The following is a 23,423-nucleotide window of genomic DNA, read 5'->3' as shown; positions in this document are numbered from 1 at the left end:
ACGCGCCCGGTTACGGTGAACGCCATGAAGAATTTACTGCTGCGCATCAACGACCGCATCTACATGACCTGTATCTGGGTCGCCGGCCTCTCGGTACTGGGGGTCGCGCTGATCATTCCCTGGGGCATCTTCGCCCGCTACGTCCTCGGCACCGGCTCCAGCTGGCCGGAACCCACCGCCATTCTGCTGATGCTGGTATTCACCTTCATCGGCGCCGCCGCCAGTTATCGCGCCGGCGCGCATATGTCGGTGGCGATGATCACCGACCGCCTGCCCCCCGCCCAACGCCGCATCGTCGGCATCGTTTCCCAGCTGCTGATGGCGACCATTTGCCTGTTCATGACCATCTGGGGCAGCAAGTTGTGCCTGTCCACCTGGAACCAGTTCATGAGCGCCATCCCCACCCTGCGCGTGGGCATCACCTATATGCCGATCCCGATCGGCGGGTTGCTGACCCTGGTGTTCGTGCTGGAAAAACTCCTGCTGGGCGATCAGAGCCAGCGGCGCGTGGTGCGCTTTGACCTGGTTGAAGAAAGCGAAGGGGCTGCCTGATATGGACGCATTGATTCTGTTGGGCAGCTTTATCGCCTTGATCCTGATCGGCATGCCGGTGGCTTACGCCCTCGGGCTGTCGGCGCTGATTGGCGCGTGGTGGATCGACATTCCGTTCCAGGCCCTGATGATTCAGGTGGCGGGCGGGGTGAACAAATTTTCGCTGATGGCGATTCCGTTCTTCGTGCTGGCCGGGGCGATCATGGCCGAGGGCGGCATGTCGCGCCGGTTGGTGGCGTTTGCCGGGGTGCTGGTGGGCTTCGTGCGCGGTGGTTTGTCGTTGGTCAACATCATGGCCTCGACATTTTTCGGGGCGATTTCCGGCTCGTCGGTGGCGGACACCGCCTCGGTCGGCTCGGTGCTGATCCCGGAAATGGAACGCCGTGGTTACCCCCGGGAGTTTGCTACCGCCGTGACCATCAGCGGCTCGGTGCAGGCGCTGCTGACCCCGCCCAGCCATAACTCGGTGCTCTACTCCCTGGCAGCGGGTGGCACGGTGTCGATCGCCTCGCTGTTTATGGCCGGCGTAGTCCCGGGCCTGCTGATGAGCGCGTGCCTGATGGTGCTGTGCCTGATTTTCGCGAAGAAACGCGACTACCCCAAGGGCGAAGTCATCCCCTTGAAACAGGCGCTGAAAATCTGCGCCGATGCGCTCTGGGGCCTGATGGCCATGGTGATCATCCTCGGCGGCATCCTTTCGGGCATCTTCACCGCCACCGAGTCCGCGGCAATCGCCGTGCTCTGGGCGTTTTTCGTGACCATGTTCATCTACCGCGACTACAAATGGAGCGAGCTGCCCAAGCTGATGCACCGCACGGTGCGCACCATTTCCATCGTGATGATCCTGATCGCCTTCGCCGCCAGCTTCGGCTACATCATGACCCTGATGCAGATACCGGCGAAGATCACCACGATGTTCCTGACCCTGTCGGACAACCGTTACGTGATCCTGATGTGCATCAACATGATGCTGCTGTTGCTCGGCACGGTGATGGACATGGCGCCGCTGATTTTGATCCTTACGCCGATCCTGCTGCCGGTGATCCTCGGCATCGGCGTCGACCCGGTGCACTTCGGCATGATCATGCTGGTCAACCTCGGCATCGGCCTGATTACCCCGCCGGTGGGCGCGGTGTTGTTTGTGGGCGCGGCGGTGGGCAAGGTCAGCATCGAGAAAACCGTGAAGGCTTTGCTGCCGTTTTACGGCGTATTGTTTTTGGTGTTGATGGCCGTGACCTATATTCCGGCGCTGTCGCTGTGGCTTCCAAGCGTGGTGCTGTAAATTTTCCCTCAAGACAACAACGATCAAATGCGGGAGCGGGCTTGCTCGCGAAGGACGTACCGGCTGACACACCGCTTTCGCGAGCAAGCCCGCTCCCACATTTTGACACCCGTGTTTGTTCTATTTCATACGGCGGAACACCATGTCTTCGAACTTCGTCGAACTCCAGGATCAATTCACCCACCTCACCCTGGCCCCCGCTGTGGGCGGCAGCATCGTCAACTGGAGCGTGCGCGCCACCGGGCAGCCGTTGTTGCGCCATAGCGATGAGCACGCGATCAATACCGGGTTGCCGGGCAAGCTGGGGTGCTATCCACTTGCGCCGTGGTCCAACCGGATCGCCGAAGGCGGTTTTGACAACCCCGACGGTTGGCTGGTACTGACGCCCAACAACCCGCTGGATCCGCTGCCGATTCACGGCTCGGCCTGGCAGCAGGCGTGGCAGCTGGTCAGCCAGTCGGCGGATGAAGTGGTGCTGGCGATGGAGTGCGACACGCCATTTGCCTATCGCGCCGAGCAGCGGTTTCGCTTGCACGACGGTGAACTGAGTATCGGACTGCGCGTCACGCACCTGGCCGCAAAGCCCGCATGGCATGGGCTGGGGCTGCACCCCTACCTGCCGCGTCGACCGGGTACACGCCTGCAGGCCAAGGCTGCACAGGTGTGGTTGAGTGATGCGTCCAAGCTGCCCACAGGGCTGACCTCAATTCCGGCAGACTGGGACTTCAGCCAGCCCAAGGCGCTGCCGGAGGGCCTGGTGGACAATGGGTTCTGCCAGTGGGACGGGCAGTGTGTGATCGAGCAACCGGAGCTTGGGTATACCCTGGAATGCCAGGCGAGCGGGGCCGATTACTTCCTGCTGTTCTGCCCGCCGGGGCTGGGGTTCTTTTGCATCGAGCCGGTGAGCCATCCGGTGAATGCGCATCACCTGTCGGGGCGGCCTGGCCTGAAGTTGTTGGAGCAAGGCCAGTCAACCCAACTCGATTTCAGCCTGAAATACTGCCCACTGCAAGGGTGAGCTTTTGTGGCGAGGGAGCTTGCTCCCGTTCGGGTGCGCAGCGCCCGCAGGCTTTTTGGGGCCGCTGCGCAGCCCAACGGGAGCAAGCTCCCTCGCCACAAAAGCAGTCCAGATATTGATCGACGTTGTGTCAGGGCGGTGAGTTTTTCAGGCGGCCGGCGGTGTCGATGCTGACGACTACAGACAACCCCGGCCGCAAGCGCTCGCTCTCGGCCTGGTCCGGATCCACCGTGATCCGCACCGGCACCCGTTGGGCGATTTTCACAAAGTTGCCGGTGGCGTTGTCCGCCTGCAACAGGCTGAACTCCGACCCGGTCGCCGGGGAAATATGCTGCACCGTGCCGTGAAACTTGCGGTGGTTAAGCGCATCCACGGTAAACGTCACCGGCTGGCCGACCTGCACGTTATCCATCTGGGTTTCTTTCATGTTGGCGATCACCCACAACTGCTTCGGCACCAGCGCCATCAACTGCGCGCCGGAGTTGACGTAGGCGCCGAGTCGCACGCCGATCTGCCCCAGCTGGCCGTCACGCGGCGCGGTGATGCGGGTGTTGGACAGATCGATGCGCGCCAGCTCCACCGCCGCTTCGGCACTGGCCACCGCCGCTTCCAGGGAGCCGCGATTGACGATCACCGTCTGCAAATCCTGGCGGGCGATTTCCAGGCTGGCCTGGGCCTGGGCCACCGCCGCGATCGTCTGCGCATTGGCGGCGCGGGTTACGTCCAGCTCGCGCTTGGAGACCGATCCGTCGCTGATCAGCTCTTCATTGCGGCGCAGATCGGCGGTGCTTTTACGCGCCTGGGCCTGACTGTCCACCAGCGCGGCCTGGCGCAGTTTGATCGTGGCTTCGGCGCTGTTGCGTTGCTGTACCACATTCGCCAGCGCGGCCTTCTGCACCGCCAATTGCGCCAATGCCTGGTCGAGGCGCTGCCGGTAGATACGGTCATCAAGGCGCACCAGCAGGTCGCCGGCCTTGACGTACTGGAAGTCCTGCACCGGCACTTCAAACACATAGCCGCTGAGCTGCGGGCCAATGATCGTCACCTGGCCGCGCACCAGGGCGTTTTCAGTGGTTTCCACCGCGCTGCTGAACGGCGGCAACTGCCAGGCATACAGCACGATCAGCACGCCGACGATGGCAATCGCGGCAAAGCCCAATGACGAGATGATGCGCACCCGCAACGGCCGCAGCTCGGTGGGCACGGCGCCTGGCGGCGTACTGCCCTCCGGGGTGGAAGCGATGGCGGTGGTGGTGGTGGTCGAAGGTTCGGTCATGAAGTTGCGCCGCTGGGTTGAACGGGAGTGGCTGCTGCTTTGGTGGTGCTCATCAGCCACAGACTGCGGATAAAGATCCAGATCATGGTCAGGATCGCGATGATCGCGATCAGCATGAAGACATCGTTGTAAGCCATAACATTCGCCTCACGCGTGGCCGCCGTGGCCAGGCTGCGAATGCCCATCAGGTTGCGCAGCTCCGGGTCGGCGACGATGCCGCCATAGGCCGAACCGCCGCTCTGCACGCGTGCGGCCACACGCGGGTCGAGCAGGGTCAGGTGCTCCACGATCATGCTGGAGTGATATTTCTCGCGCACGATCTGAAACGTCCCCAACAACGCCGCGCCAATCAGGCCGCCGAGGTTTTGGCAGATCCCGAACATCACCGAAAAGCTCACCAGGTTGCGCGGGTTGGTCAACACGTTTTTGGTGCCGAGCACCATGGTCGGCCCGAGGAAGAACGTACCGCCGAAGCCTAGCAGGAACTGGCTGATATACAGGTTTTGCGGCCGCGTCAGGTTACTCGAAAAACTGTCCATCACCGACCCTGTGGCCATCAGCGCCAGGGAAATCACCAACGGCATCAGCAAGTGCGCCGGGTTGATCGTCAGCGCACTGACCGCTAGCCCGGCAATCGCGCCAGCCAGCATCACCACGTACAGGGTGTGCATCTGCTGGTAGCTCATGTTCAGCATCTGCATGAACCCCACCGCGCCGGTGGACTGCTCGGACAGCACCATGCGAATCAGGATCACCGCCAGCGCCAGGCGGATCATCACGCCACTGCCCAGCCAGCGGGTCATCAGCATCGGGTTGGCGCGGTTATGCTCGATGGCCAGGCCAGCCATGATCAATACCAGGGAGCAGGCCGAGGCCACGCCGATCCACGGCGCCTCCAGCCACCAATCGATACGCCCCAGGGACAGCACCGCACAGAGCAAGGCCACGCCGGTGGCGAGAATGGCGAAGGTGAGGAAGTCGAGTTTTTCAAAGGTCTTGAAGCGGTCGCCAGGCGGCAGTTTGAGCAGGAATACGCAGCCCAGGCAGATCAGCGCCATGCCCAGCTCGAACAGGTACAGGCCGCGCCATTCGGCGATTTGCAGCAAGTCTTCGGAGAACAACCGCGCCAGCGGCAAGGCCAACTGCGCAGTGCCCAGCCCGAGTACCAGGGCCTTCAGGCGCCACTTCGCCGGAAACGCCTGGATCATGTAGTACAAACCCAACGAACTCAACGCGGCCCCCACCATGCCGTGGGCCGCCCGCACGGCGATGGCCGAATTGAGGTCGTTGACGAACAAGTGGGCGAAAGTCACCAGCGCATACAGCACCAGGAACACCTCGGTAAACGCCCGCAGGCCGAACTGCTGGCGAAACTTTACCAACAGCAAGTTCATGCACACGTTGGTCATCACATAGGCGGCGGGCAGCCAGGCCATTTCGGCGGTAGTCGCACCCAGTGCGCCTTGCAGGTATTGCAGGTTGGCGATCACCAGCGCGTTGCCCAGGCCGCCGGTGATGGCCACGAGTACACCGACCAGCGCGAACAACCAACGCTTGTGCGTCGGGTGCAACGGCGTCGACGGCGAACCGGGCAGGCTCGGGCGCTCGTGGGGTTCCCAGGTGTGGGGGGTGTATTTGTTCATTCGATGACCTAGATGACCCGACGGGTGCGTCGGTAAAACCAATACTCAGAGACAGTAAACCTGAGCAGAGTTCATCTTGCCATCCTGCGCGTGTCCGCTTGCGCCCACCCAGCCACTCACCGGCTGCTGTCTTTACTCGGTGGCAGTGCTGCCATTATTTGCGCACGGCACGTTTGCAGTATTTCGTCCGCCAGCGGGGAGTCATCCGGACACGCCCGTGACAGCATGACCGCACCGATCGCATGGGCCAACAGGTCGATCATTTTTGCGCGTGCCTCTTGCGTCGTGCTCTCCAGACCTGCTGCGTACTTTTCTTGAAGGGCTGCAAGCGTGTTTTCAACGCCACTGGCAAAGGTCGCTTTCAAATCATCTGACTGACGGGCGGCGTCCCCACACAGGGCTGCCAGGGTACAACCCGCTCCCCTGCCGTCTCGGTGATCCCTCGACACGTATAGGTCTACAAACCCCGGGATGTCGAGATTGAAAACACCCGACAGGGATTTTGAAAGGCTGTTTTCAGCGGCTTCCGCCATCAAATCCGCCTTGGAACCGAAGTGCTTGTAAAAGCCGCCCTGGGTAAAACCAGCCGTAGCCATAAGCTCCGCCACACCCACGCCATCGTAACCACGCTCACGAAACAGCTCTGACGCCGTCTCCACGATATGGGCTCGGTTGGCGAGTGATTGGGTCTTGGTGATCTTCATTTCGCGCCCTGCGCCTCCTGAACAATGGCCTGACTATACTCTGATGTCGACCACAATCAAAACGGCTGCCACGTTTGATTATGATCTACATCATAAAAACACACTGGCAGCTGCTGGTTGAAACCGCCCGGTTGAAGAAGGGGTAAAAGGTGTTTATCCACGCGGGCTCCGGTGGTGTCGGCAGCGTTGCCATCCAGCTTGCACAACACCTGGGCGCTTTCGTTGCCACGACCACCAGCACCGGCAACGTGGAGTGGGTCAAGGCGTTGGGTGCAGACGTGGTCATCGACTACAAACAGCACAACTTCGAAACCGTGTTGCGCGACTACGACGTCGTATTGAACAGCCTCGGCCCGGTAATGGATATGTACACCGCAAGACCGTCATCGGGGGCAAGCCCCCTCCCACATTGAACCTCGCTCGCCCTGAAAACCAAATCCTACCTCAGATCCAGCCCAGCCAGCTCCAATAGGTCGCGGCGAACACCAACATCAACCCATAACCGATCAACGTCACCAGAACCCCCACCTTGGCAAACTGGCGCGCCGTAAACGTGCCGGTCCCCAGGCACACCATGTTCTGCGGCGCATTGATCGGCAGGATAAACCCGTAGCTCATCACAAACCCCAGCAGCATGGTCATCCCCAGCCGACTGAACTCCCCCGGCAAGGTCTGCAACACCGCAATCAAAATCGGCAGCAACGCCGAGGTCAACGCCGTGGCGCTGGCAAAGCCCAAGTGGATCACAATCAAAAACGCCCCCAGGATCGCAAACACCCCCAGCGGCCCGACCTGGTCCAACCCGGTGTGCGCCACCACCTGCGAGCCCAGCCACTGCCCCGCCTGGGTGGTCAGCAGCGCCGTGCCGAGGCTGATGCCGACCCCGAACACAATCACCGTGCCCCACGGAATCCGCGACTGCACATCCTTCCAGGTCATCACGCCGATACCCGGTAACAGCAGGAAGACCAAGCCGGCATAGGTAGTCGAGGTGGTGTCGAAACTGTGCAGGCGCCCTTCCGTGGCCCAGGCCAACAGCAGCAACACCGACACACTCAGCAAGCGCTTCTGCGGCCCGGTCATCGGGCCGATATCCACCAGCGACTGCGCCACCGCCTCCTTGCCACCGGGGATGCTGTCACTTTCCGGCGGCAACAGCTTGAGCACCAGAAACAGCAGCACCGCCGACATGATCAGCGCCCACGGCGCGCCGGCGATCAGCCAGTCGAGCCACGACACGCGCTGGCCGAGCATCTTGTCCATAAAACCGACGGTCAGCAGGTTCTGCGCGGCGGCGGTCTGGATGCCGACGTTCCAGATGCTGGTGCCCTGGGCCACCACGATCATGATCCCGGCGGCGATATTGGAGCGTTTGTCCACGCCAAATGCGGCGATCACGCCCATCATGATCGGCACCACACAGGCACTGCGCGCCGTGGCGCTGGGCACGACGAGGCTGAGGAGGATCGTCACGGCGATGGCGCCCAGCAGAATACGCCGGGTGCTGGTGCCGATGCGGCTGAGGGTCACCAGGGCGATGCGCCGGTCCAGCCCGGTGTGGGTCATGGCGGCGGCGATAAACAACGCGCCCGCCACCAGCGCCAGGGCCGGGTTGGAAAACCCGGTGAGGGCCATGCTGATTGCCGGGCTGGAGCCGATCAGGTGCGCGGGGTCTTGCAACGCCGGCGCGGTGCCGAGCAAAAACGCCATCAGCGAGGTGATCATGATCGCGCTGGCTTCATAGGACACCGCCTCGCTGATCCACACCACCACGGCAAACGCGAGGATCGCCAGCATCCGGTGCCCGGCCACCGGCAAATCCGCCGGCAGCGGCAACAGCAGCACGCCGACCATCACCAGTACGGCGACCACCAGCCCCAGGGGCAACTTGAATGATGCAGGGGGTGTTGCGTTCATGGTGTGCTCCGACGGCCTTCGATTCAGGCCGGGAGCATGGCGCAAAATGCCGCAGGCGGTGTTGACCCGTATCAAGGCCTTAACACGGCCCCCTACGTGTCAGATGAACGCCTTGACCAACATACCGACTGCCACCACTACACACAGGCTGGCGAAACCCAGCTGCAAGTGGCGGGCGGGAATCACCGAGCACAGGCGCCGACCGACCAGCATGCCGACGATGCTCGCGCCGATAAACACCCAACCCATGGGCTCGATGCTGACACCTGCATGGAACGCTCCGACCACGCCGATCAGCGAAATCAGGCTGATCACCATCAATGAGGTGGCGACGATGCCGCGCATCTGCACGTCAGTGAGTTGCTTGAACGCCGGTACGATCAGGAAGCCACCGCCGACACCGAGCAAGCCCGAGACCGCCCCCGTCACAGCGCCGAGTGCCGCGAGGGTGGCGCTGCACTTGGCGGTCCAGGCCAGGCGCCCGGTCTGCTGGTTGAGCATGCAGTTCTTCTGGCCCCAGGAGGCAGCGCCGTGGTCACTGGGCCCGGCCTCGAGTTTTTCACGCTGCAACATGCGCCAGGCCACCAGCACCATCAACCCACTGAACAGGCCCATCAGCACCGGCTCCGGCATCTGGTGGGCGAGGAACACCCCCAACGGCGAAAACAGCGCGCCCAGCAAGGCGATCAGCAATGCGGCGCGATAGCGCACCAGGCCATGGCGCAAACCATCAATCGCACCGACGGCCGCCGCCGCGCCCACGGCCAGCAACGACACCGGCGCGGCCTGGGTCATGCTCAAGCCCAACCCCAGCACCAGCGCGGGCACCCCGAGGATGCCGCCGCCGGCGCCGGTCAACCCCATGACCAGGCCCATCAACAGGCCCAGAATACTTGCCAGCAGCATTCAGTCCACCTTGCTCAGGCGGGTCAGCCATTCACGGCCCTTGAGCATGCCGTTCCAGTAAAACCACGGCAGCAGCGTGGCCTTGAGGAACCACATCGAGCGTCGCGCCCGGGTCGGGTCGAGGGGGAACGTCGGCAGCAGCTTGCCGCCATACCCGAACTCGGCCAGCACCACCTTGCCCTTCTCCACCGTCAGCGGGCAGGAGCCGTAGCCGTCGTATTTGAGCGGCAGCGGCGCCTGTTTGCGCAAGGCCAGCAGGTTTTCGGCGACCACCACAATTTGCTTGCGCACGGCGGCGGCGGTCTTGGCGTTGGTGGTGCCGCACACATCGCCCAGGCCGAAGATGTGCGGGTAACGCAGGTGTTGCAGGCTGTTGGGGTGCACTTCGCACCAGCCGGCGGCGTCGGCCAAGAGGCTTTGGCGGATGAAATCCGGGGCCACTTGCGGTGGGACGACGTGCAGCAGGTCGAAGGTTTTCTCTTCGACCGTCACGTTGCCCTCGGCGTCCTTCACCTCAAACCAGGCTTTGTGGGCCGGGCCATCGACTTTTACCAGGTTGGCATTGAAGGCCAGGCGGGCGTTATATTTTTCGACGTATTTCATCAGCGGCGGCACAAAGGTCGCCACGCCGAACAGCGCCGCGCCGGCCAGGTTGAATTCGACGTCGATGTGTTTAAGGTCGCCCTGCTTGAGCCAGTGGTCGCAAGACAGGTACATGGCCTTTTGCGGCGCGCCCGCGCATTTGATCGGCATGGCCGGCTGGGTAAAGATCGCCTTGCCGCCCTTGAGCTGCTGCACCAGCTGCCAGGTGTAGGCGGCGTACTGGTAGCTGTAATTGGAGGTGACGCCGTTGTGGCCCAGGGTTGCTTCCAAGCCTTCGATTTTTTCCCAGGCCAGGCGCAGGCCGGGGCAGACGATCAGGTTGATCCAGCTGACACGCTGGCCGCTGTCGAGCACCAGGGTTCGCTCGTCGGGTAGCAGTTCAGTGACGGCAGCCTGCACCCAGGTGACGCCGTTGGGCAGCACGTCGGCCAGCGGGCGTCGAGTCTTTTGCAGGTCATAGGCGCCGCCACCGACCAGGGTCCAGGCCGGCTGGTAACAGTGGTGTTCACTCGGTTCGATCAGGATGATGTTCAGGTGCGGGTCACGCTTGAGCAGGCTGACCAGCAAGCCGATACCGGCCGAACCGCCGCCGATGACTACGATATCGCCACTGATGGTTGGGCCCCAGTGTTGGTCATTCATGGTCGATTGCCTTTCTTATAGCTGCACACAAGGGTCGCTGCCGGATGGCGTCACGCCCAGCTTTTTATGACCGCGCCGCAGTACAGCCCGGACAAGGTCTTCATCACTTGAATCACTTCATGGCTGGCCAGCCCGTAGAAGATGTATTTACCTTCCCGACGGGTGGCAACCAACCCTTCGTCACGCAGGATGCCCAACTGTTGAGACAGCGTGGGCTGACGCACGCCGGTCATGGTTTCCAACTCGCCGACGTTGCGCTCGCCCTGGGTGAGCTGGCAGAGAATCAACAAGCGGTCCTCATTCGCCAGCGCCTTGAGCAAGGAGCAAGCCTTGGACGCCGATGCGCGCAACTGGGCGACTTCGCCCTCACTCAGAGTAGATTCCATTTGCCTCGGGTCCTTTATCTCACTTAAGCTCAAAACATTATGTGTAAACATAAACTGATTGTAACTACTTTTTTCCTCAGCTTTCTTTTCCACAGCAGGAACCGCCGCCATGCCAGCGTTGATTCAAGACTTTCTGGACGAGGCATCGTCGACCTACACCTACGTCGTCTATGAAGCGGACGGCGGCCCCTGCGCCATTGTCGATTCGGTGCTCAACTACGACCCGGCCTCGGGGCGCACCGATACGGCCCAGGCCGACAAAGTCATCGCGTTTGTGCAGGAGCACCGCCTGCAGGTGCAATGGCTGCTGGAAACCCACGCCCACGCCGACCATCTGTCCGCCGCGCCGTACCTGCGGCGCACGCTCGGCGGCAAGATCGCTATCGGCCAGTCGATCAGCAAGGTGCAGGATGTGTTCAAGCACCTGTTCAACCTGGAGCCGGAATTTCGCGTGGATGGCTCGCAGTTCGATCATTTGTTTGCGCCGGATGAAATCTTCCATATCGGCAACCTGCAAGCCCAGGCCCTGCACGTGCCTGGGCACACACCGGCGGACATGGCCTACCTGATCGATGGCCGGTTGATCCTGGTGGGCGACACCCTCTTCATGCCCGACGTGGGCACGGCGCGCTGCGATTTCCCTGGCGGCGATGCGCGGCAGTTGTATGCGTCGATGCGCAAGTTGCTGGCCTTCCCGACTGAAACCCGGCTGTACGTGTGCCATGACTATCCGCCAGAGGGCCGTGAGGCCAAGTGCCTGACCACTGTTGCGCAACAGCGCGCGGGGAATATCCATGTGCATGATGGGGTGGATGAGGCGGCGTTTGTGCAGATGCGCACGAAACGCGATGCCGGGCTGGGGATGCCGACACTGCTGCTGCCGGCGATCCAGGTGAATGTGCGGGCGGGGAATATGCCGCCGGCGGAGGGCAATGGGGTGACTTACCTGAAGATCCCGCTTAACCAACTTTGAAAATACATAACCCAATGTGGGAGCGGGCTTGCTCGCGAATACAGTGTGCCAGGCACTGAATTAGCTGGCTGATACACCGTATTCGCGAGCAAGCCCGCTCCCACATTTGTAAGGCGTGGCGGCCGAAATCAGGCACCCAGGCTGATGCCATTGGCCGGCAGCGGCAGCGCGGTCTTGTAGCGCACCTGCTTGAGCGCAAAACTCGAGCGGATGTTGGCCACCCCCGGCACCTTGGTCAAAAAGTCCATCATGAAGCGCTCCAGCGACTGGATCGTCGGCACCAGCACGCGGATCAGGTAGTCCGGGTCGCCGGCCATCAGGTAACACTCCATCACCTCGGGCCGGTCCGAAATTGCCCCTTCAAACTGCTGTAGCGCCAGCTCGTTCTGCTTTTCCAGGCTCACATGAATGAACACATTCACATGCAGCCCCAGCAAATCGGCGTCGAGCAGCGTGACCTGGTCGCGAATCAGGCCCAATTCTTCCATTGCCTTCACCCGGTTGAAACACGGCGTGGGCGACAGGTTGACCGAGCGGGCCAGGTCGGCGTTGGTGATGCGGGCATTCTCCTGCAGAGCGTTGAGAATGCCGATATCGGTACGGTCCAGTTTGCGCATGAGACAAAATCACCTGTTTATTATGTTTATGCAGTTTTTTTATCCGCAAATGGTCTTGAGCGCAACGAAACACAGATAAATATTCTTCTACGCCACGCCTATGATTGTTGTAGGACAAGATTTCTTCTACCCGAAGACTGACTGCCAGCTAGCGCGCCCACTACAAGAAATTCACAAGATCGAGCGTAGAAAGCCATGAACCAGCCGTATGCACCACTGCGCCTGCACGTTCCCGAACCCTCGGGCCGCCCAGGCTGCAAGACCGACTTTACCTACCTGCGCCTGACGGACGCGGGCCTGGTGCGCAAACCCGCCATCGACGTAGAACCCGCCGACACCGCCGACCTGGCCAAGGGCCTGATCCGCGTGCTCGACGACCAGGGCCAGGCCCTGGGGCCGTGGGCCGAAGGCGTGCCCGTGGAGATTCTGCGCAAAGGCATGCGTGCCATGCTCAAGACCAGGATCTTCGACAACCGCATGGTGGTCGCCCAGCGTCAGAAAAAAATGTCGTTCTACATGCAAAGCCTCGGCGAAGAAGCCATCGGCAGCGCCCAGGCCCTGGCCTTGAACATCGACGACATGTGCTTCCCCACCTACCGCCAGCAAAGCATCCTGATGGCCCGCGAAGTGCCGCTGGTGGACCTGATCTGCCAGTTGCTGTCCAACGAACGCGACCCGCTCAAGGGGCGCCAGCTGCCGATCATGTATTCGGTCAAGGACGCCGGCTTCTTCACTATTTCCGGCAACCTCGCCACCCAATTCGTACAAGGCGTGGGCTGGGGCATGGCCTCGGCGATCAAGGGCGACACCAAAATTGCTTCCGCCTGGATCGGCGACGGTGCCACCGCCGAATCGGACTTCCACACCGCCCTCACCTTCGCCCATGTGTACCGCGCACCGGTGATTCTCAACGTGGTCAATAACCAGTGGGCGATCTCCACCTTCCAGGCGATTGCCGGCGGTGAAGCCACTACCTTCGCCGGACGCGGCGTCGGTTGCGGCATCGCCTCGCTGCGGGTGGACGGCAACGACTTTATCGCGGTGTACGCCGCCTCCGCCTGGGCGGCCGAGCGTGCGCGCCGCAACCTGGGGCCAACCCTGATCGAATGGGTCACCTACCGCGCCGGCCCGCACTCCACCTCGGATGACCCCTCCAAGTACCGCCCGGCGGATGACTGGAGCCACTTCCCGCTGGGCGACCCGATTGCCCGCCTCAAGCAGCACCTGATCAAGAGTGGCCAGTGGTCCGAAGAGGAACACGCGGCGGTCAGTGCCGAACTTGAAGCCGAAGTGGTCAAGGCGCAGAAAGAAGCCGAACAGTACGGCACCCTCGCCGGCGGCCAGATTCCAAGCGCCGCGACCATGTTCGAAGACGTCTATAAAGAGATGCCGGAGCACTTGAAGCGCCAGCGTCAAGAGTTGGGGATCTGACATGAACGATCACAACAGCAGTATCGAATTGGAAACCGCCATGACCACCACCACCATGACCATGATCCAGGCCCTGCGCTCGGCCATGGATGTGATGCTCGAACGTGACGACAATGTGGTGGTGTTCGGCCAGGACGTCGGCTACTTCGGCGGCGTGTTCCGTTGCACCGAAGGCTTGCAGACCAAATACGGCAGCTCGCGGGTATTCGACGCGCCGATCTCGGAAAGCGGCATCGTCGGCGTCGCGGTCGGCATGGGTGCCTATGGCCTGCGCCCGGTGGCGGAAATCCAGTTCGCCGACTACGTCTACCCCGCCACCGACCAGATCATCTCCGAAGCGGCGCGCCTGCGTTATCGTTCGGCCGGCCAGTTCACCGCGCCGCTGACCATGCGCATGCCCTGCGGCGGCGGCATTTATGGCGGCCAGACCCACAGCCAGAGCATCGAAGCGGTGTTCACCCAAGTCTGCGGCCTGCGCACCGTGATGCCGTCCAACCCGTATGACGCCAAGGGCCTGCTGATCGCCTCGATTGAAAACGACGACCCGGTGATCTTCCTCGAGCCAAAACGCCTGTACAACGGCCCGTTCGATGGCCATCACGACCGCCCGGTAACCCCGTGGTCGAAACACCCGCAAGCGCAAGTGCCGGACGGTTACTACACCGTGCCGCTGGACGTGGCCGCCATCGTGCGCCCGGGCTCGGCTGTGACCGTGCTGACCTACGGCACCACGGTGTATGTGTCGCAAGTTGCCGCCGAAGAAACCGGCATCGACGCCGAAGTCATCGACCTGCGCAGCCTGTGGCCGCTGGACCTGGAAACCATCGTCAAATCGGTGAAAAAGACCGGCCGTTGCGTGGTGGTGCATGAAGCCACCCGCACCTGCGGCTTTGGTGCCGAGTTGGTGTCGCTGGTGCAAGAGCATTGCTTCCACCACCTGGAAGCGCCGATCGAACGCGTGACCGGTTGGGACACGCCCTACCCGCACGCGCAGGAGTGGGCGTATTTCCCAGGGCCGTCCCGAGTGGGCGCGGCGTTGAAACGGGTTATGGAGGTCTGAATGGGCACGCACGTTATCAAGATGCCGGACATTGGCGAAGGCATCGCGGAAGTTGAACTGTCGGTATGGCACGTGAAGGTCGGCGACCTGGTGGTAGAAGACCAGGTGCTGGCGGATGTGATGACCGACAAGGCGATGGTGGACATTCCCTCGCCGGTGCACGGCAAGGTGATTTCCCTCGGCGGCGAGCCGGGTGAAGTCATGGCCGTGGGCAGTATTTTGATCAGTATTGAAGTGGAAGGCGCCGGTAACGCCAAGGATGCGCCAGTGGTGCAGGAGGCCGCCAAGGCTGCGCCCGTCGTTGAGGCCAAGCCGGCCCCCGTGGTTGAGAGTAAGCCCGTCGTGAAACCCGCTGCGGCACCCGTCGCCCGCGAGGCCGACGAACGCCCCCTGGCCTCCCCCGCCGTGCGCAAGCACGCCCTGGATGCGGGCATTCAGTTGCGCCTGGTGCAGGGCACGGGCCCGGCGGGCCGGATTCTGCACGAAGACCTCGACGCCTACCTGCAACAAGGCGCGGCCAAACCTTCCACAGGCGCCAACCCCTACGCCGAGCGCAACACCGAGGAACAGATCCCGGTGATCGGCATGCGCCGCAAGATCGCCCAGCGCATGCAGGACGCCACCCGCCGTGCTGCGCATTTCAGCTATGTGGAAGAAATCGACGTCACAGCCCTCGACGAGCTGCGTGTGCACCTCAATGAGAAGCACGGCGCTGCACGCGGCAAGCTGACCCTGCTGCCGTTTATCGTGCGCGCCATGGTCGTGGCGTTGCGCGATTTCCCGCAGATCAACGCGCGTTACGACGACGAAAACCAGGTCATCACCCGCTTTGGCGCGGTGCATGTGGGGGTCGCCACCCAAAGCGACGTGGGCCTGATGGTGCCAGTGGTGCGGCATGCCGAAGCCCGTAGCCTGTGGGGCAATGCCGAGGAAATCGCACGTTTGGCCACGGCTGCGCGCAATGGCAAGGCCAGCCGCGACGAGCTGTCAGGCTCGACCATCACCCTGACCAGCCTCGGTGCGCTGGGCGGGATCGTCAGCACCCCGGTGCTGAACCTGCCGGAAGTCGCGATAGTCGGCGTCAACCGCATCGTTGAGCGGCCGATGGTGATCAAGGGCCAGATCGTGATCCGCAAGATGATGAACCTCTCCAGCTCCTTCGATCACCGCGTGGTCGACGGCATGGACGCGGCGCAATTCATCCAGGCCATTCGCGGCCTGCTCGAACAACCCGCCAGCCTGTTCCTGGAGTAAGGGCATGACGCAGACATTAAACACCACCCTGCTGATTATCGGCGGCGGGCCTGGCGGCTATGTGGCGGCGATTCGCGCCGGCCAGCTGGGCATCCCGACCATTCTGGTCGAAGGCCAGGCGCTGGGCGGCACCTGCCTGAACATCGGCTGCATTCCATCAAAAGCCTTGATCCATGTGGCCGAACAGTTCCAGCAAACCGTGCACCATAGCCAGGGCTCGCAGTTGGGCATCGAAGTGGATGTACCCACGCTGGATATCCGCAAAAGCGTGGAGTGGAAAGACGGCATCGTCGACCGCCTGACCACTGGCGTCGCCGCGCTGTTGAAGAAGCACAAAGTGCAGGTCATCCACGGTTGGGCCAACATGGTCGATGGCAAGACGGTCGACGTCGGCGGCCAGCGCATCCAGTGTGAACACCTGCTGCTGGCCACCGGCTCGAAAAGCGTCAACCTGCCGATGCTGCCGATTGGCGGGCCGATCATCTCCTCCACTGAAGCGCTGGCGCCAACCCGGGTGCCCAAGCGGCTGATTGTGGTCGGCGGCGGCTACATTGGCCTGGAGCTGGGGATTGCCTACCGCAAGCTCGGCGCCGAGGTCAGTGTGGTCGAGGCGCAGGACCGCATCCTGCCGGCCTACGACGCCGAGCTGACCCAGCCGGTGAGTGAATCCCTCAAGCAATTGGGCGTGAAGCTGTACCTCAAGCACAGCGTCACTGGTTTTGCAGATAACCAACTGCAAGTACGCGACCCGAATGGCGAGACCTTGTCGCTGGAAACCGACCAGGTACTGGTGGCCGTTGGTCGCAAACCCAATACCCAGGGCTGGAACCTTGAAGCGCTGAACCTTGCGATGAACGGTTCGGCGATCAAGATCGACCACCAGTGCCAGACCAGCATGCGCAATGTGTGGGCGATCGGCGACGTGAGCGGCGAGCCGATGTTGGCGCACCGGGCCATGGCGCAGGGCGAAATGGTCGCCGAACTGATCAGCGGCAAATCCCGTGAGTTCAACCCGGCGGCCATCCCGGCAGTGTGCTTTACCGACCCGGAACTGGTGGTGGTCGGCAACACGCCCGATGACGCCAAGGCGGCCGGCCTGGACTGCATCGTGTCGAGTTTCCCGTTCGCGGCCAACGGCCGGGCCATGACCCTGGAGTCGAAAACCGGCTTCGTGCGGGTAGTGGCGCGGCGTGACAACCACCTGATCGTCGGCTGGCAAGCGGTAGGCGCGGGCGTGTCGGAACTGTCCACCGCCTTCGGCCTGAGCCTGGAAATGGGCGTACGCCTGGAAGACGTGGCGGGCACCATCCATGCCCATCCGACGCTCGGCGAAGCCGTGCAGGAAGCAGCATTGAGAGCATTGGGTCACGCGCTGCATCTGTAAAACCGTGGTGAGGCCATCGCAGGCAAGCCAGCTCCCACAGGAGAATGCATTCCAAAATGTGGGAGCTGGCTTGCCTGCGATAGCGGCGGATCAGCCAATACACAGGGTGAATGGTCCGCCCACCCGCTCCCACACCGGCCAAGAATGAAGTATTGTTGCGCCCATCCAGAAAAAAAACCGACAAGCCTGCCTTCGACCAGGCGGTTGACCAGAGATAGAGGGTGTCATGGGTAACGAAAGCATCAATTGGGACAAGCTGGGTTTTGACTACATCAAGACCGACAAACGGTTTCTCCAAGTCTGGAAAAACGGCGAGTGGCAAGCAGGCACCCTGACCGACGATAACGTGCTGCACATCAGCGAGGGCTCGACTGCCCTGCACTATGGCCAGCAGTGCTTTGAGGGCCTCAAGGCCTATCGTTGCAAGGACGGTTCGATCAACCTGTTCCGCCCGGACCAGAACGCCGCCCGCATGCAACGCAGCTGCGCACGCCTGCTGATGCCGCATGTGTCGACCGAAGACTTCATTGAAGCCTGCAAGCAAGTGGTCAAGGCCAACGAGCGGTTCATCCCGCCCTACGGCAGCGGCGGCGCGCTGTACCTGCGCCCGTTCGTGATCGGCACCGGTGACAACATCGGTGTGCGTACCGCGCCGGAGTTCATCTTCTCGGTGTTCGCGATCCCGGTCGGTGCCTACTTCAAAGGTGGCCTGGTGCCGCATAACTTCCAGATCTCCACCTTCGACCGCGCCGCGCCACAAGGCACCGGTGCCGCCAAGGTCGGTGGCAACTACGCGGCCAGCCTGATGCCGGGTTCCGAAGCGAAGAAATCCGGTTTCGCCGACGCAATCTATCTGGACCCGATGACCCACTCGAAAATCGAAGAAGTCGGCTCGGCCAACTTCTTCGGGATCACCCACGACAATAAGTTCATCACGCCGAAGTCGCCTTCGGTGCTGCCAGGCATCACCCGCCTGTCGCTGATTGAACTGGCCCAGACCCGCCTGGGCCTGGAAGTGGTCGAGGGCGAAGTGTTCATCGACAAACTGGACCAGTTCAAGGAAGCCGGTGCCTGCGGGACTGCTGCGGTGATCTCGCCGATCGGCGGCATCCAGTACAACGGCCAACTGCATGTATTCCACAGCGAAACCGAAGTCGGCCCGATCACCCAGAAGCTCTACAAAGAGCTGACCGGCGTGCAAACCGGCGACGTTGAAGCGCCAGCGGGCTGGATCGTCAAGGTCTAACCACAACACCAGCAACACCACAAAACCCTGTGGGAGCTGGCTTGCCTGCGATAGCGGTGTATCAGTTGCTGAATAAGTTGACTGGTCCACCGCTATCGCAGGCAAGCCAGCTCCCACATTGGATTTCCTGCGTTTTCAAAATTGCTTGGGAATATTCACCCCAATCTTCTTGCCCATGCTGATCCTCGCCTCCACCCCATACCCCAACGCCTCATAGAACCCCGCCACCGCCTCATTGCCGCTGGTGATCTGCAGGTTGATCTTCATGCAGCCCAACGCCGTCAGTGCCTGTTCCGCATACCGCACCAGCGAGGAACCCAGGCCATGGCGCCGATAGTCCGTGTGCACCGCCACTGAATACAGCCAGCCACGATGGCCGTCGTAGCCGGCAAGAATCGTCCCGATCACGGTTTTTTTGTCGGTCGCCACGAAAAACAGCCCGTCGTTGACGGCCAGCTTTTTTATCAATCGCCAGCGTTGGCAGGTTATGGGCCGTGTCGTAGCCAAAGGCTTGCTGCCATAAGGCCACGACTTGCGCACGGTGCTGGCGGTCGCGATACGGCCCGATGGGATGCCGGGACAGCAGCGCCTTCTCCATCACCAGCGTGCGCTCGTTGCCATGGTAGACGTCGCGCACGGTATGAAACCCCAGCCTGGTATAGAACGGTTCCGCCGTCAGCGAGGACGGCACACTCAGTACCGTCACCCCGGCCTCACGGGCGCGCAACTCGACTTCAATCATCAGCAGCCGACCAATCCCCCGCCCTTGCAGCGTCGGATTGACGAACACCGAGCGCACCACATTGCCGTCGAGGGCCGCCGTGGCGACCACCACCTGGTCCTGGATCGCCACCAGCACCAGGCGGCGCTTGAGCAGTTCCAGCACCGCCTCGGGCGTGAAGTTGCTGGCCACCCGCGCAATCACTTCGGCCGGGTAATCCTGCACATTGCTACTGTGCAGCGCCGCCAGGATGACCTGGCTGATGCCCTCGGCATCGGTGGTTTGGGCAAGACGAACAGCGGTAGACATGCATTCTCCTTCCTGGCTCGGGTGTCACGACCGCCACCATACTAATGTGGGAGCTGGCTTGCCTGCGATAGCGGTCTGTCAGTCAGGGCATCTAGTCCGCCATCGCAGGCAAGCCAGCTCCCACAGTTTGACCGCATTTCAGTTCAGCAGCCGATTCGGCTGCCCCACCCCCTTTTTCAGCTTTCCCGGCTGAACCGCCCCGCGATATCAGCCGGGATTGCCCCACCACAACGCACAAAATAGCCCCACAGCTCAACCCCATGGACCCGTGCACCCATGCAAACCACCAACACCGTCCTGATGATTCGCCCGGCGCGCTTTGCCTTCAACCCGGACACCGCGATCAACAACCGCTTTCAACGCCCGCCCCTCGACCCGCTCAGCGCGCAGCACAAAGCGCTGGAAGAGTTCGACGGCTATGTCGACACCCTGCGCCGACATGGCGTGCAAGTGCTGGTGGTGCAGGACACCCCGGCGCCCCACACCCCGGATTCGATCTTCCCCAATAACTGGTGGAGCAGCCACGCCGACGGCAGCCTGGTGCTGTACCCGATGGAAGGCCAGAACCGACGACTGGAACGCAACAAGGGCGTGCTGCAAGTGCTGGAGCAACGCTTTGCGATCAACAGCACCATCGACCTGAGCCACCTCGAACAACAGAACATCTTCCTCGAAGGCACCGGCAGCATGGTGCTCGACCGCCAACACCGCATCAGCTACGCCTGCCACTCCGGGCGCACCCACCATGACGCCCTGCGCCAGTTCGCCGAACGCCTCGACTACCGGCTGTGCGTGTTCCACGCCGTCGACCGGGATCACGCGCCGATCTACCACAGCAACGTGATGATGAGCGTCGGCCGCGACCTCTCGGTGGTGTGCCTGCAAGCCCTGCCCGATGCCAACGAGCGCCAGGCCCTGGAACGCTCCCTGCGCGACACCGGAAAGGACATCCTCGGCCTTGACTTCGACCAGCTCGAAGCCTTCGCCGGCAACATGCTCGAAGTCCACGACCGTGACGGCCAGCCGCTGCTGGTGATGTCCGCCAGCGCCTGGGGCGCCCTGCAACCCGCCCAGCGCCGGCACGTGGAACGCCATACGCGGCCGGTGGTGGTGAACATCGACAACATCGAACGCATCGGCGGCGGCAGCGCACGCTGCATGCTGGCCGAAGTGCACCTGCCGGCCCGTCCCTCATTTCAATAAGGAGTCTTCCCATGACCCGTTATATCGACGTCAACGACCTCAGCTACCTGGTCTCGCAAAAAGGCCTGCAAACCTGCATCAGCGAAATGGCCGAGTACATTCGCGCCGATTACCTGCGCTGGCAGGATTTCGAAAAATGCGCACGCCTGGCCAACCATTCGCCGGACGGCGTGATCGAGCTGATGCCGGTGTCCGACGCGGCGCTGTACGCCTTCAAATACGTGAACGGCCACCCGAAAAACACCCTGGCCGGCATGCTCACCGTAATGGCCTTCGGCGCCCTGGGCGATGTGGACACCGGCAAACCGGTGCTGCTGGCGGAAATGACCCTGACCACCGCGATCCGCACCGCCGCCACCTCGGCCTTGGTGGCTCGCTACCTGGCCCGCGAAAACAGCCGCAGCATGGCCTTGATCGGTAACGGCTCGCAGAGTGAATTCCAGGCGCTGGCCTTCCACGCCATGCTCGGCATCACTGAAATCCGCCTGTTCGATATCGATGCCAAGGCCACCGCCAAGCTCGCCGCCAACCTCAAGGCCTTCCCGGCGATCAAGGTGATCCTGGCCGCCAGCGTAGCCGAGGCGGTCAAAGGTGCGGATATCGTGACTACCGTCACGGCGGACAAAGCCTACGCCACCATCCTGACTGACGAGATGATCGAACCGGGCATGCACCTCAATGCCGTGGGCGGAGACTGCCCGGGCAAGACCGAGCTGGACCGGCGCATCGTCGAACGCGCCCGCGTGATCGTCGAGTACGAACCGCAAAGCCGCATCGAAGGTGAAATCCAGCACCTGCCGCAAGATTCGCCAGTGACCGAGTTGTGGCAGGTGATCAACGGCCAGCAACCCGGCCGCGAGAACGCGCGCCAGGTCACCCTGTTCGACTCGGTGGGCTTTGCCATCGAGGACTACTCGGCCCTGCGCTATGTGCTGGACGTGGCACAGGCCCTGGACGTGGGCAGCACACTTGAACTGGTGCCCGACCTCGCCGACCCGAAAGACCTGTTTGCACGCCTGGCCCAACAGCCGCGTGTACAGCACAAAAAGCGCGCCTGAGACCGCTCTGGCCTGCCGCTTTGCGCCCAGGGCAGGCCGGAATTTCACAGGTAGAAAGCCGATTTAGCGGGTGCAGCAGCCGATTCCGCTGCATTGCGCTTTTTAACAGCGCAATTCGCGCTTTATGCACCGGGTAAACGACACAAAAAACGCACCATCATGAAGCATTCTCTGTGCGCCGAAACAGCCTCTTGGGCGTGTGGCGAGCGGGCTTGTTGTAGCGAGCGGGCTTGCCCGCGTTGGGCCACGAAGGGGCCCCACCCGAGAGCGCTGCGTTCTAACAGGGAATAAAGAGCCAACAGGTTTGGGGCTGCTGCGCAGCCCAACGCGGGCAAGTCCGCTCGCCACATGAGCTGGCTTGCCACACAAGGCGCGCTCAACCAAAAACAAGACTTTGCATCACGCTTTTTACTGCCCTGACATCAATTACAAAATATAGGGACTGACAGATGACTCCACTGCGATCACTCTTCGCTGCATTGCTGTTGCCACTGTGCGCTGGCGCCGCTCACGCCCAGGAGTGGAAAGAAATCCGCTTCGGCGTGTTCCCCGAGTACCCCCCCTTCGAATCCGTGGCCGCCGACGGCAGCCTGCAAGGCTTCGATATCGAGTTGGGCAATGCGATCTGCGCCAAGCTTGAAGTCAAATGCACCTGGGTGCACAACGAATTCGACGGCATGATCCCCGCCCTGCGCGCCCGCAAGTTCGACGCGATCATGTCTTCCATGGCCGTGACCCCGGCACGTGAGAAAGTCATCGATTTCACCGACCGTCTGTTCCTCAGCCCGACCTCGGTGATCACCCGCAAAAGCGCCGACTTCGGCGACACCCCAGAATCGCTGAAAGGCAAGCAAGTAGGCGTGCTGCAAGGCTCACTGCAAGAAGCCTATGCGCGTGCGCACCTGGCCAAACTCGGCGCGCAGATCAAGGCTTACCAGTCCCAGGAACAAAACTACGCCGACCTGCAAAACGGCCGCCTCGACGCCACCCTGACCGACAAGCTCGAAGCCCAGCTCAACTTCCTGTCCAAGCCTGAAGGCGCCGACTTCAAGACCGGCCCGGCCTTCAAGGACCCGACCCTGCCACTGGACATCGCCATGGGCCTGCGCAAGAACGACCAGGAACTGCGCGCACTGATCAACAAGGGCATCGCCGCCGTCCAGGCCGACGGCACCTACGCGCAGATCCAGAAAAAGTACTTCGGCGATCAGGATATCTACAACGAGTAACCTGTGGGA

20 protein-coding genes and 2 pseudogenes are annotated in these 23,423 nt (G+C 62.1%); 13 read left to right on the top strand and 9 right to left on the bottom strand.

Annotated features, from left to right (window positions below):
* The first annotated feature begins 24 nt into the window (after positions 1 to 24).
* The 3 genes from LRS56_07400 to LRS56_07390 all read left to right on the top strand — a co-directional run bounded on the left by LRS56_07400 (position 25) and on the right by LRS56_07390 (position 2,852).
* Positions 25 to 552 (top strand): TRAP transporter small permease, encoded by a 528-nt coding sequence (locus LRS56_07400; GenBank protein ID WDU64310.1) that lies wholly within the window; start codon positions 25 to 27, stop codon positions 550 to 552.
* A gap of 1 nt (position 553) precedes the next feature.
* On the top strand, positions 554 to 1,834 hold the full coding sequence (locus LRS56_07395) for a TRAP transporter large permease (protein WDU64309.1): 1,281 nt from the start codon (positions 554 to 556) through the stop codon (positions 1,832 to 1,834).
* Positions 1,835 to 1,976: 142 nt separating this feature from the next.
* On the top strand, positions 1,977 to 2,852 hold the full coding sequence (locus LRS56_07390) for an aldose 1-epimerase (GenBank protein WDU64308.1): 876 nt from the start codon (positions 1,977 to 1,979) through the stop codon (positions 2,850 to 2,852).
* Between the two features lie 130 nt (positions 2,853 to 2,982).
* On the opposite strand, the gene LRS56_07385 is transcribed toward LRS56_07390, so the two are convergent.
* The 3 genes from LRS56_07385 to LRS56_07375 form a co-directional block, all read right to left on the bottom strand.
* Positions 2,983 to 4,128, bottom strand: coding sequence for an HlyD family secretion protein (locus LRS56_07385; GenBank protein ID WDU64307.1), 1,146 nt, complete (start codon positions 4,126 to 4,128; stop codon positions 2,983 to 2,985).
* Positions 4,125 to 5,771 (bottom strand): MFS transporter, encoded by a 1,647-nt coding sequence (locus LRS56_07380; GenBank protein ID WDU64306.1) that lies wholly within the window; start codon positions 5,769 to 5,771, stop codon positions 4,125 to 4,127. The genes LRS56_07385 and LRS56_07380 overlap by 4 nt, the downstream gene beginning before the upstream one ends.
* Positions 5,772 to 5,887: 116 nt before the next feature.
* Complete coding sequence (locus LRS56_07375) at positions 5,888 to 6,475, bottom strand: TetR/AcrR family transcriptional regulator (GenBank protein WDU64305.1); 588 nt, start codon at positions 6,473 to 6,475, stop codon at positions 5,888 to 5,890.
* Positions 6,476 to 6,579: 104 nt separating this feature from the next.
* Here LRS56_07375 and LRS56_07370 point away from each other — a divergent pair.
* Positions 6,580 to 6,828 (top strand): annotated as a pseudogene (locus tag LRS56_07370) (zinc-binding dehydrogenase).
* Between the two features lie 91 nt (positions 6,829 to 6,919).
* On the opposite strand, the gene LRS56_07365 reads toward LRS56_07370, so the two are convergent.
* From LRS56_07365 to LRS56_07350, 4 genes are all read right to left on the bottom strand, one after another.
* Positions 6,920 to 8,392, bottom strand: a complete 1,473-nt coding sequence (locus tag LRS56_07365) for a DASS family sodium-coupled anion symporter (GenBank protein ID WDU64304.1) — start codon at positions 8,390 to 8,392, stop codon at positions 6,920 to 6,922.
* A gap of 99 nt (positions 8,393 to 8,491) precedes the next feature.
* Entirely contained in the window at positions 8,492 to 9,298 is an 807-nt protein-coding gene (locus LRS56_07360; protein ID WDU64303.1) for a sulfite exporter TauE/SafE family protein, read from the bottom strand.
* Positions 9,299 to 10,543 carry an FAD/NAD(P)-binding oxidoreductase gene (locus LRS56_07355; protein ID WDU64302.1) on the bottom strand — a complete coding sequence of 415 codons (1,245 nt, stop codon included), beginning with the start codon at positions 10,541 to 10,543 and terminating at the stop codon, positions 9,299 to 9,301.
* Positions 10,544 to 10,593: 50 nt separating this feature from the next.
* Positions 10,594 to 10,929, bottom strand: a complete 336-nt coding sequence (locus tag LRS56_07350; protein WDU64301.1) for a metalloregulator ArsR/SmtB family transcription factor — start codon at positions 10,927 to 10,929, stop codon at positions 10,594 to 10,596.
* Positions 10,930 to 11,038: 109 nt separating this feature from the next.
* On the opposite strand from LRS56_07350, the gene LRS56_07345 reads away from it, so the two are divergent.
* Complete coding sequence (locus tag LRS56_07345) at positions 11,039 to 11,902, top strand: MBL fold metallo-hydrolase (protein ID WDU64300.1); 864 nt, start codon at positions 11,039 to 11,041, stop codon at positions 11,900 to 11,902.
* A 128-nt stretch (positions 11,903 to 12,030) separates the two neighbouring features.
* Here the strand turns inward: LRS56_07345 and bkdR are convergent, their stop codons facing one another.
* On the bottom strand, positions 12,031 to 12,519 hold the full coding sequence (bkdR, locus tag LRS56_07340; protein WDU64299.1) for a Bkd operon transcriptional regulator BkdR: 489 nt from the start codon (positions 12,517 to 12,519) through the stop codon (positions 12,031 to 12,033).
* 195 nt (positions 12,520 to 12,714) lie between these two features.
* On the opposite strand from bkdR, the gene LRS56_07335 reads away from it, so the two are divergent.
* The 5 genes from LRS56_07335 to LRS56_07315 all read left to right on the top strand — a co-directional run bounded on the left by LRS56_07335 (position 12,715) and on the right by LRS56_07315 (position 18,894).
* Positions 12,715 to 13,950: a 3-methyl-2-oxobutanoate dehydrogenase (2-methylpropanoyl-transferring) subunit alpha gene (locus LRS56_07335; protein ID WDU64298.1), complete on the top strand. Its 1,236-nt coding sequence runs from the start codon at positions 12,715 to 12,717 to the stop codon at positions 13,948 to 13,950.
* 1 nt (position 13,951) lies between these two features.
* On the top strand, positions 13,952 to 15,010 hold the full coding sequence (locus tag LRS56_07330) for an alpha-ketoacid dehydrogenase subunit beta (GenBank protein WDU64297.1): 1,059 nt from the start codon (positions 13,952 to 13,954) through the stop codon (positions 15,008 to 15,010).
* Entirely contained in the window at positions 15,011 to 16,264 is a 1,254-nt protein-coding gene (locus tag LRS56_07325) for a dihydrolipoamide acetyltransferase family protein (protein WDU64296.1), read from the top strand.
* A gap of 4 nt (positions 16,265 to 16,268) precedes the next feature.
* Positions 16,269 to 17,648: a dihydrolipoyl dehydrogenase gene (lpdA, locus tag LRS56_07320; protein ID WDU64295.1), complete on the top strand. Its 1,380-nt coding sequence runs from the start codon at positions 16,269 to 16,271 to the stop codon at positions 17,646 to 17,648.
* Between the two features lie 226 nt (positions 17,649 to 17,874).
* Entirely contained in the window at positions 17,875 to 18,894 is a 1,020-nt protein-coding gene (locus tag LRS56_07315; GenBank protein WDU64294.1) for a branched-chain amino acid aminotransferase, read from the top strand.
* Positions 18,895 to 19,029: 135 nt separating this feature from the next.
* On the opposite strand, the pseudogene LRS56_07310 reads toward LRS56_07315, so the two are convergent.
* Positions 19,030 to 19,924 (bottom strand): annotated as a pseudogene (locus LRS56_07310) (GNAT family acetyltransferase).
* A gap of 276 nt (positions 19,925 to 20,200) precedes the next feature.
* Here LRS56_07310 and LRS56_07305 point away from each other — a divergent pair.
* The 3 genes from LRS56_07305 (at position 20,201) to LRS56_07295 (ending at position 23,414) form a co-directional block, all read left to right on the top strand.
* Positions 20,201 to 21,127 carry an arginine deiminase-related protein gene (locus tag LRS56_07305; GenBank protein WDU64293.1) on the top strand — a complete coding sequence of 309 codons (927 nt, stop codon included), beginning with the start codon at positions 20,201 to 20,203 and terminating at the stop codon, positions 21,125 to 21,127.
* A gap of 11 nt (positions 21,128 to 21,138) precedes the next feature.
* Positions 21,139 to 22,185 (top strand): ornithine cyclodeaminase, encoded by a 1,047-nt coding sequence (locus LRS56_07300; protein ID WDU64292.1) that lies wholly within the window; start codon positions 21,139 to 21,141, stop codon positions 22,183 to 22,185.
* 449 nt (positions 22,186 to 22,634) lie between these two features.
* Positions 22,635 to 23,414, top strand: a complete 780-nt coding sequence (locus LRS56_07295; protein WDU64291.1) for an ABC transporter substrate-binding protein — start codon at positions 22,635 to 22,637, stop codon at positions 23,412 to 23,414.
* Positions 23,415 to 23,423: the final 9 nt, after the last annotated feature.

This window comes from Pseudomonas poae (assembly GCA_028869255.1).
Taxonomy (GTDB): domain Bacteria; phylum Pseudomonadota; class Gammaproteobacteria; order Pseudomonadales; family Pseudomonadaceae; genus Aquipseudomonas; species Aquipseudomonas poae_C.
This window is presented reverse-complemented; position numbering and strand designations above follow the sequence as displayed.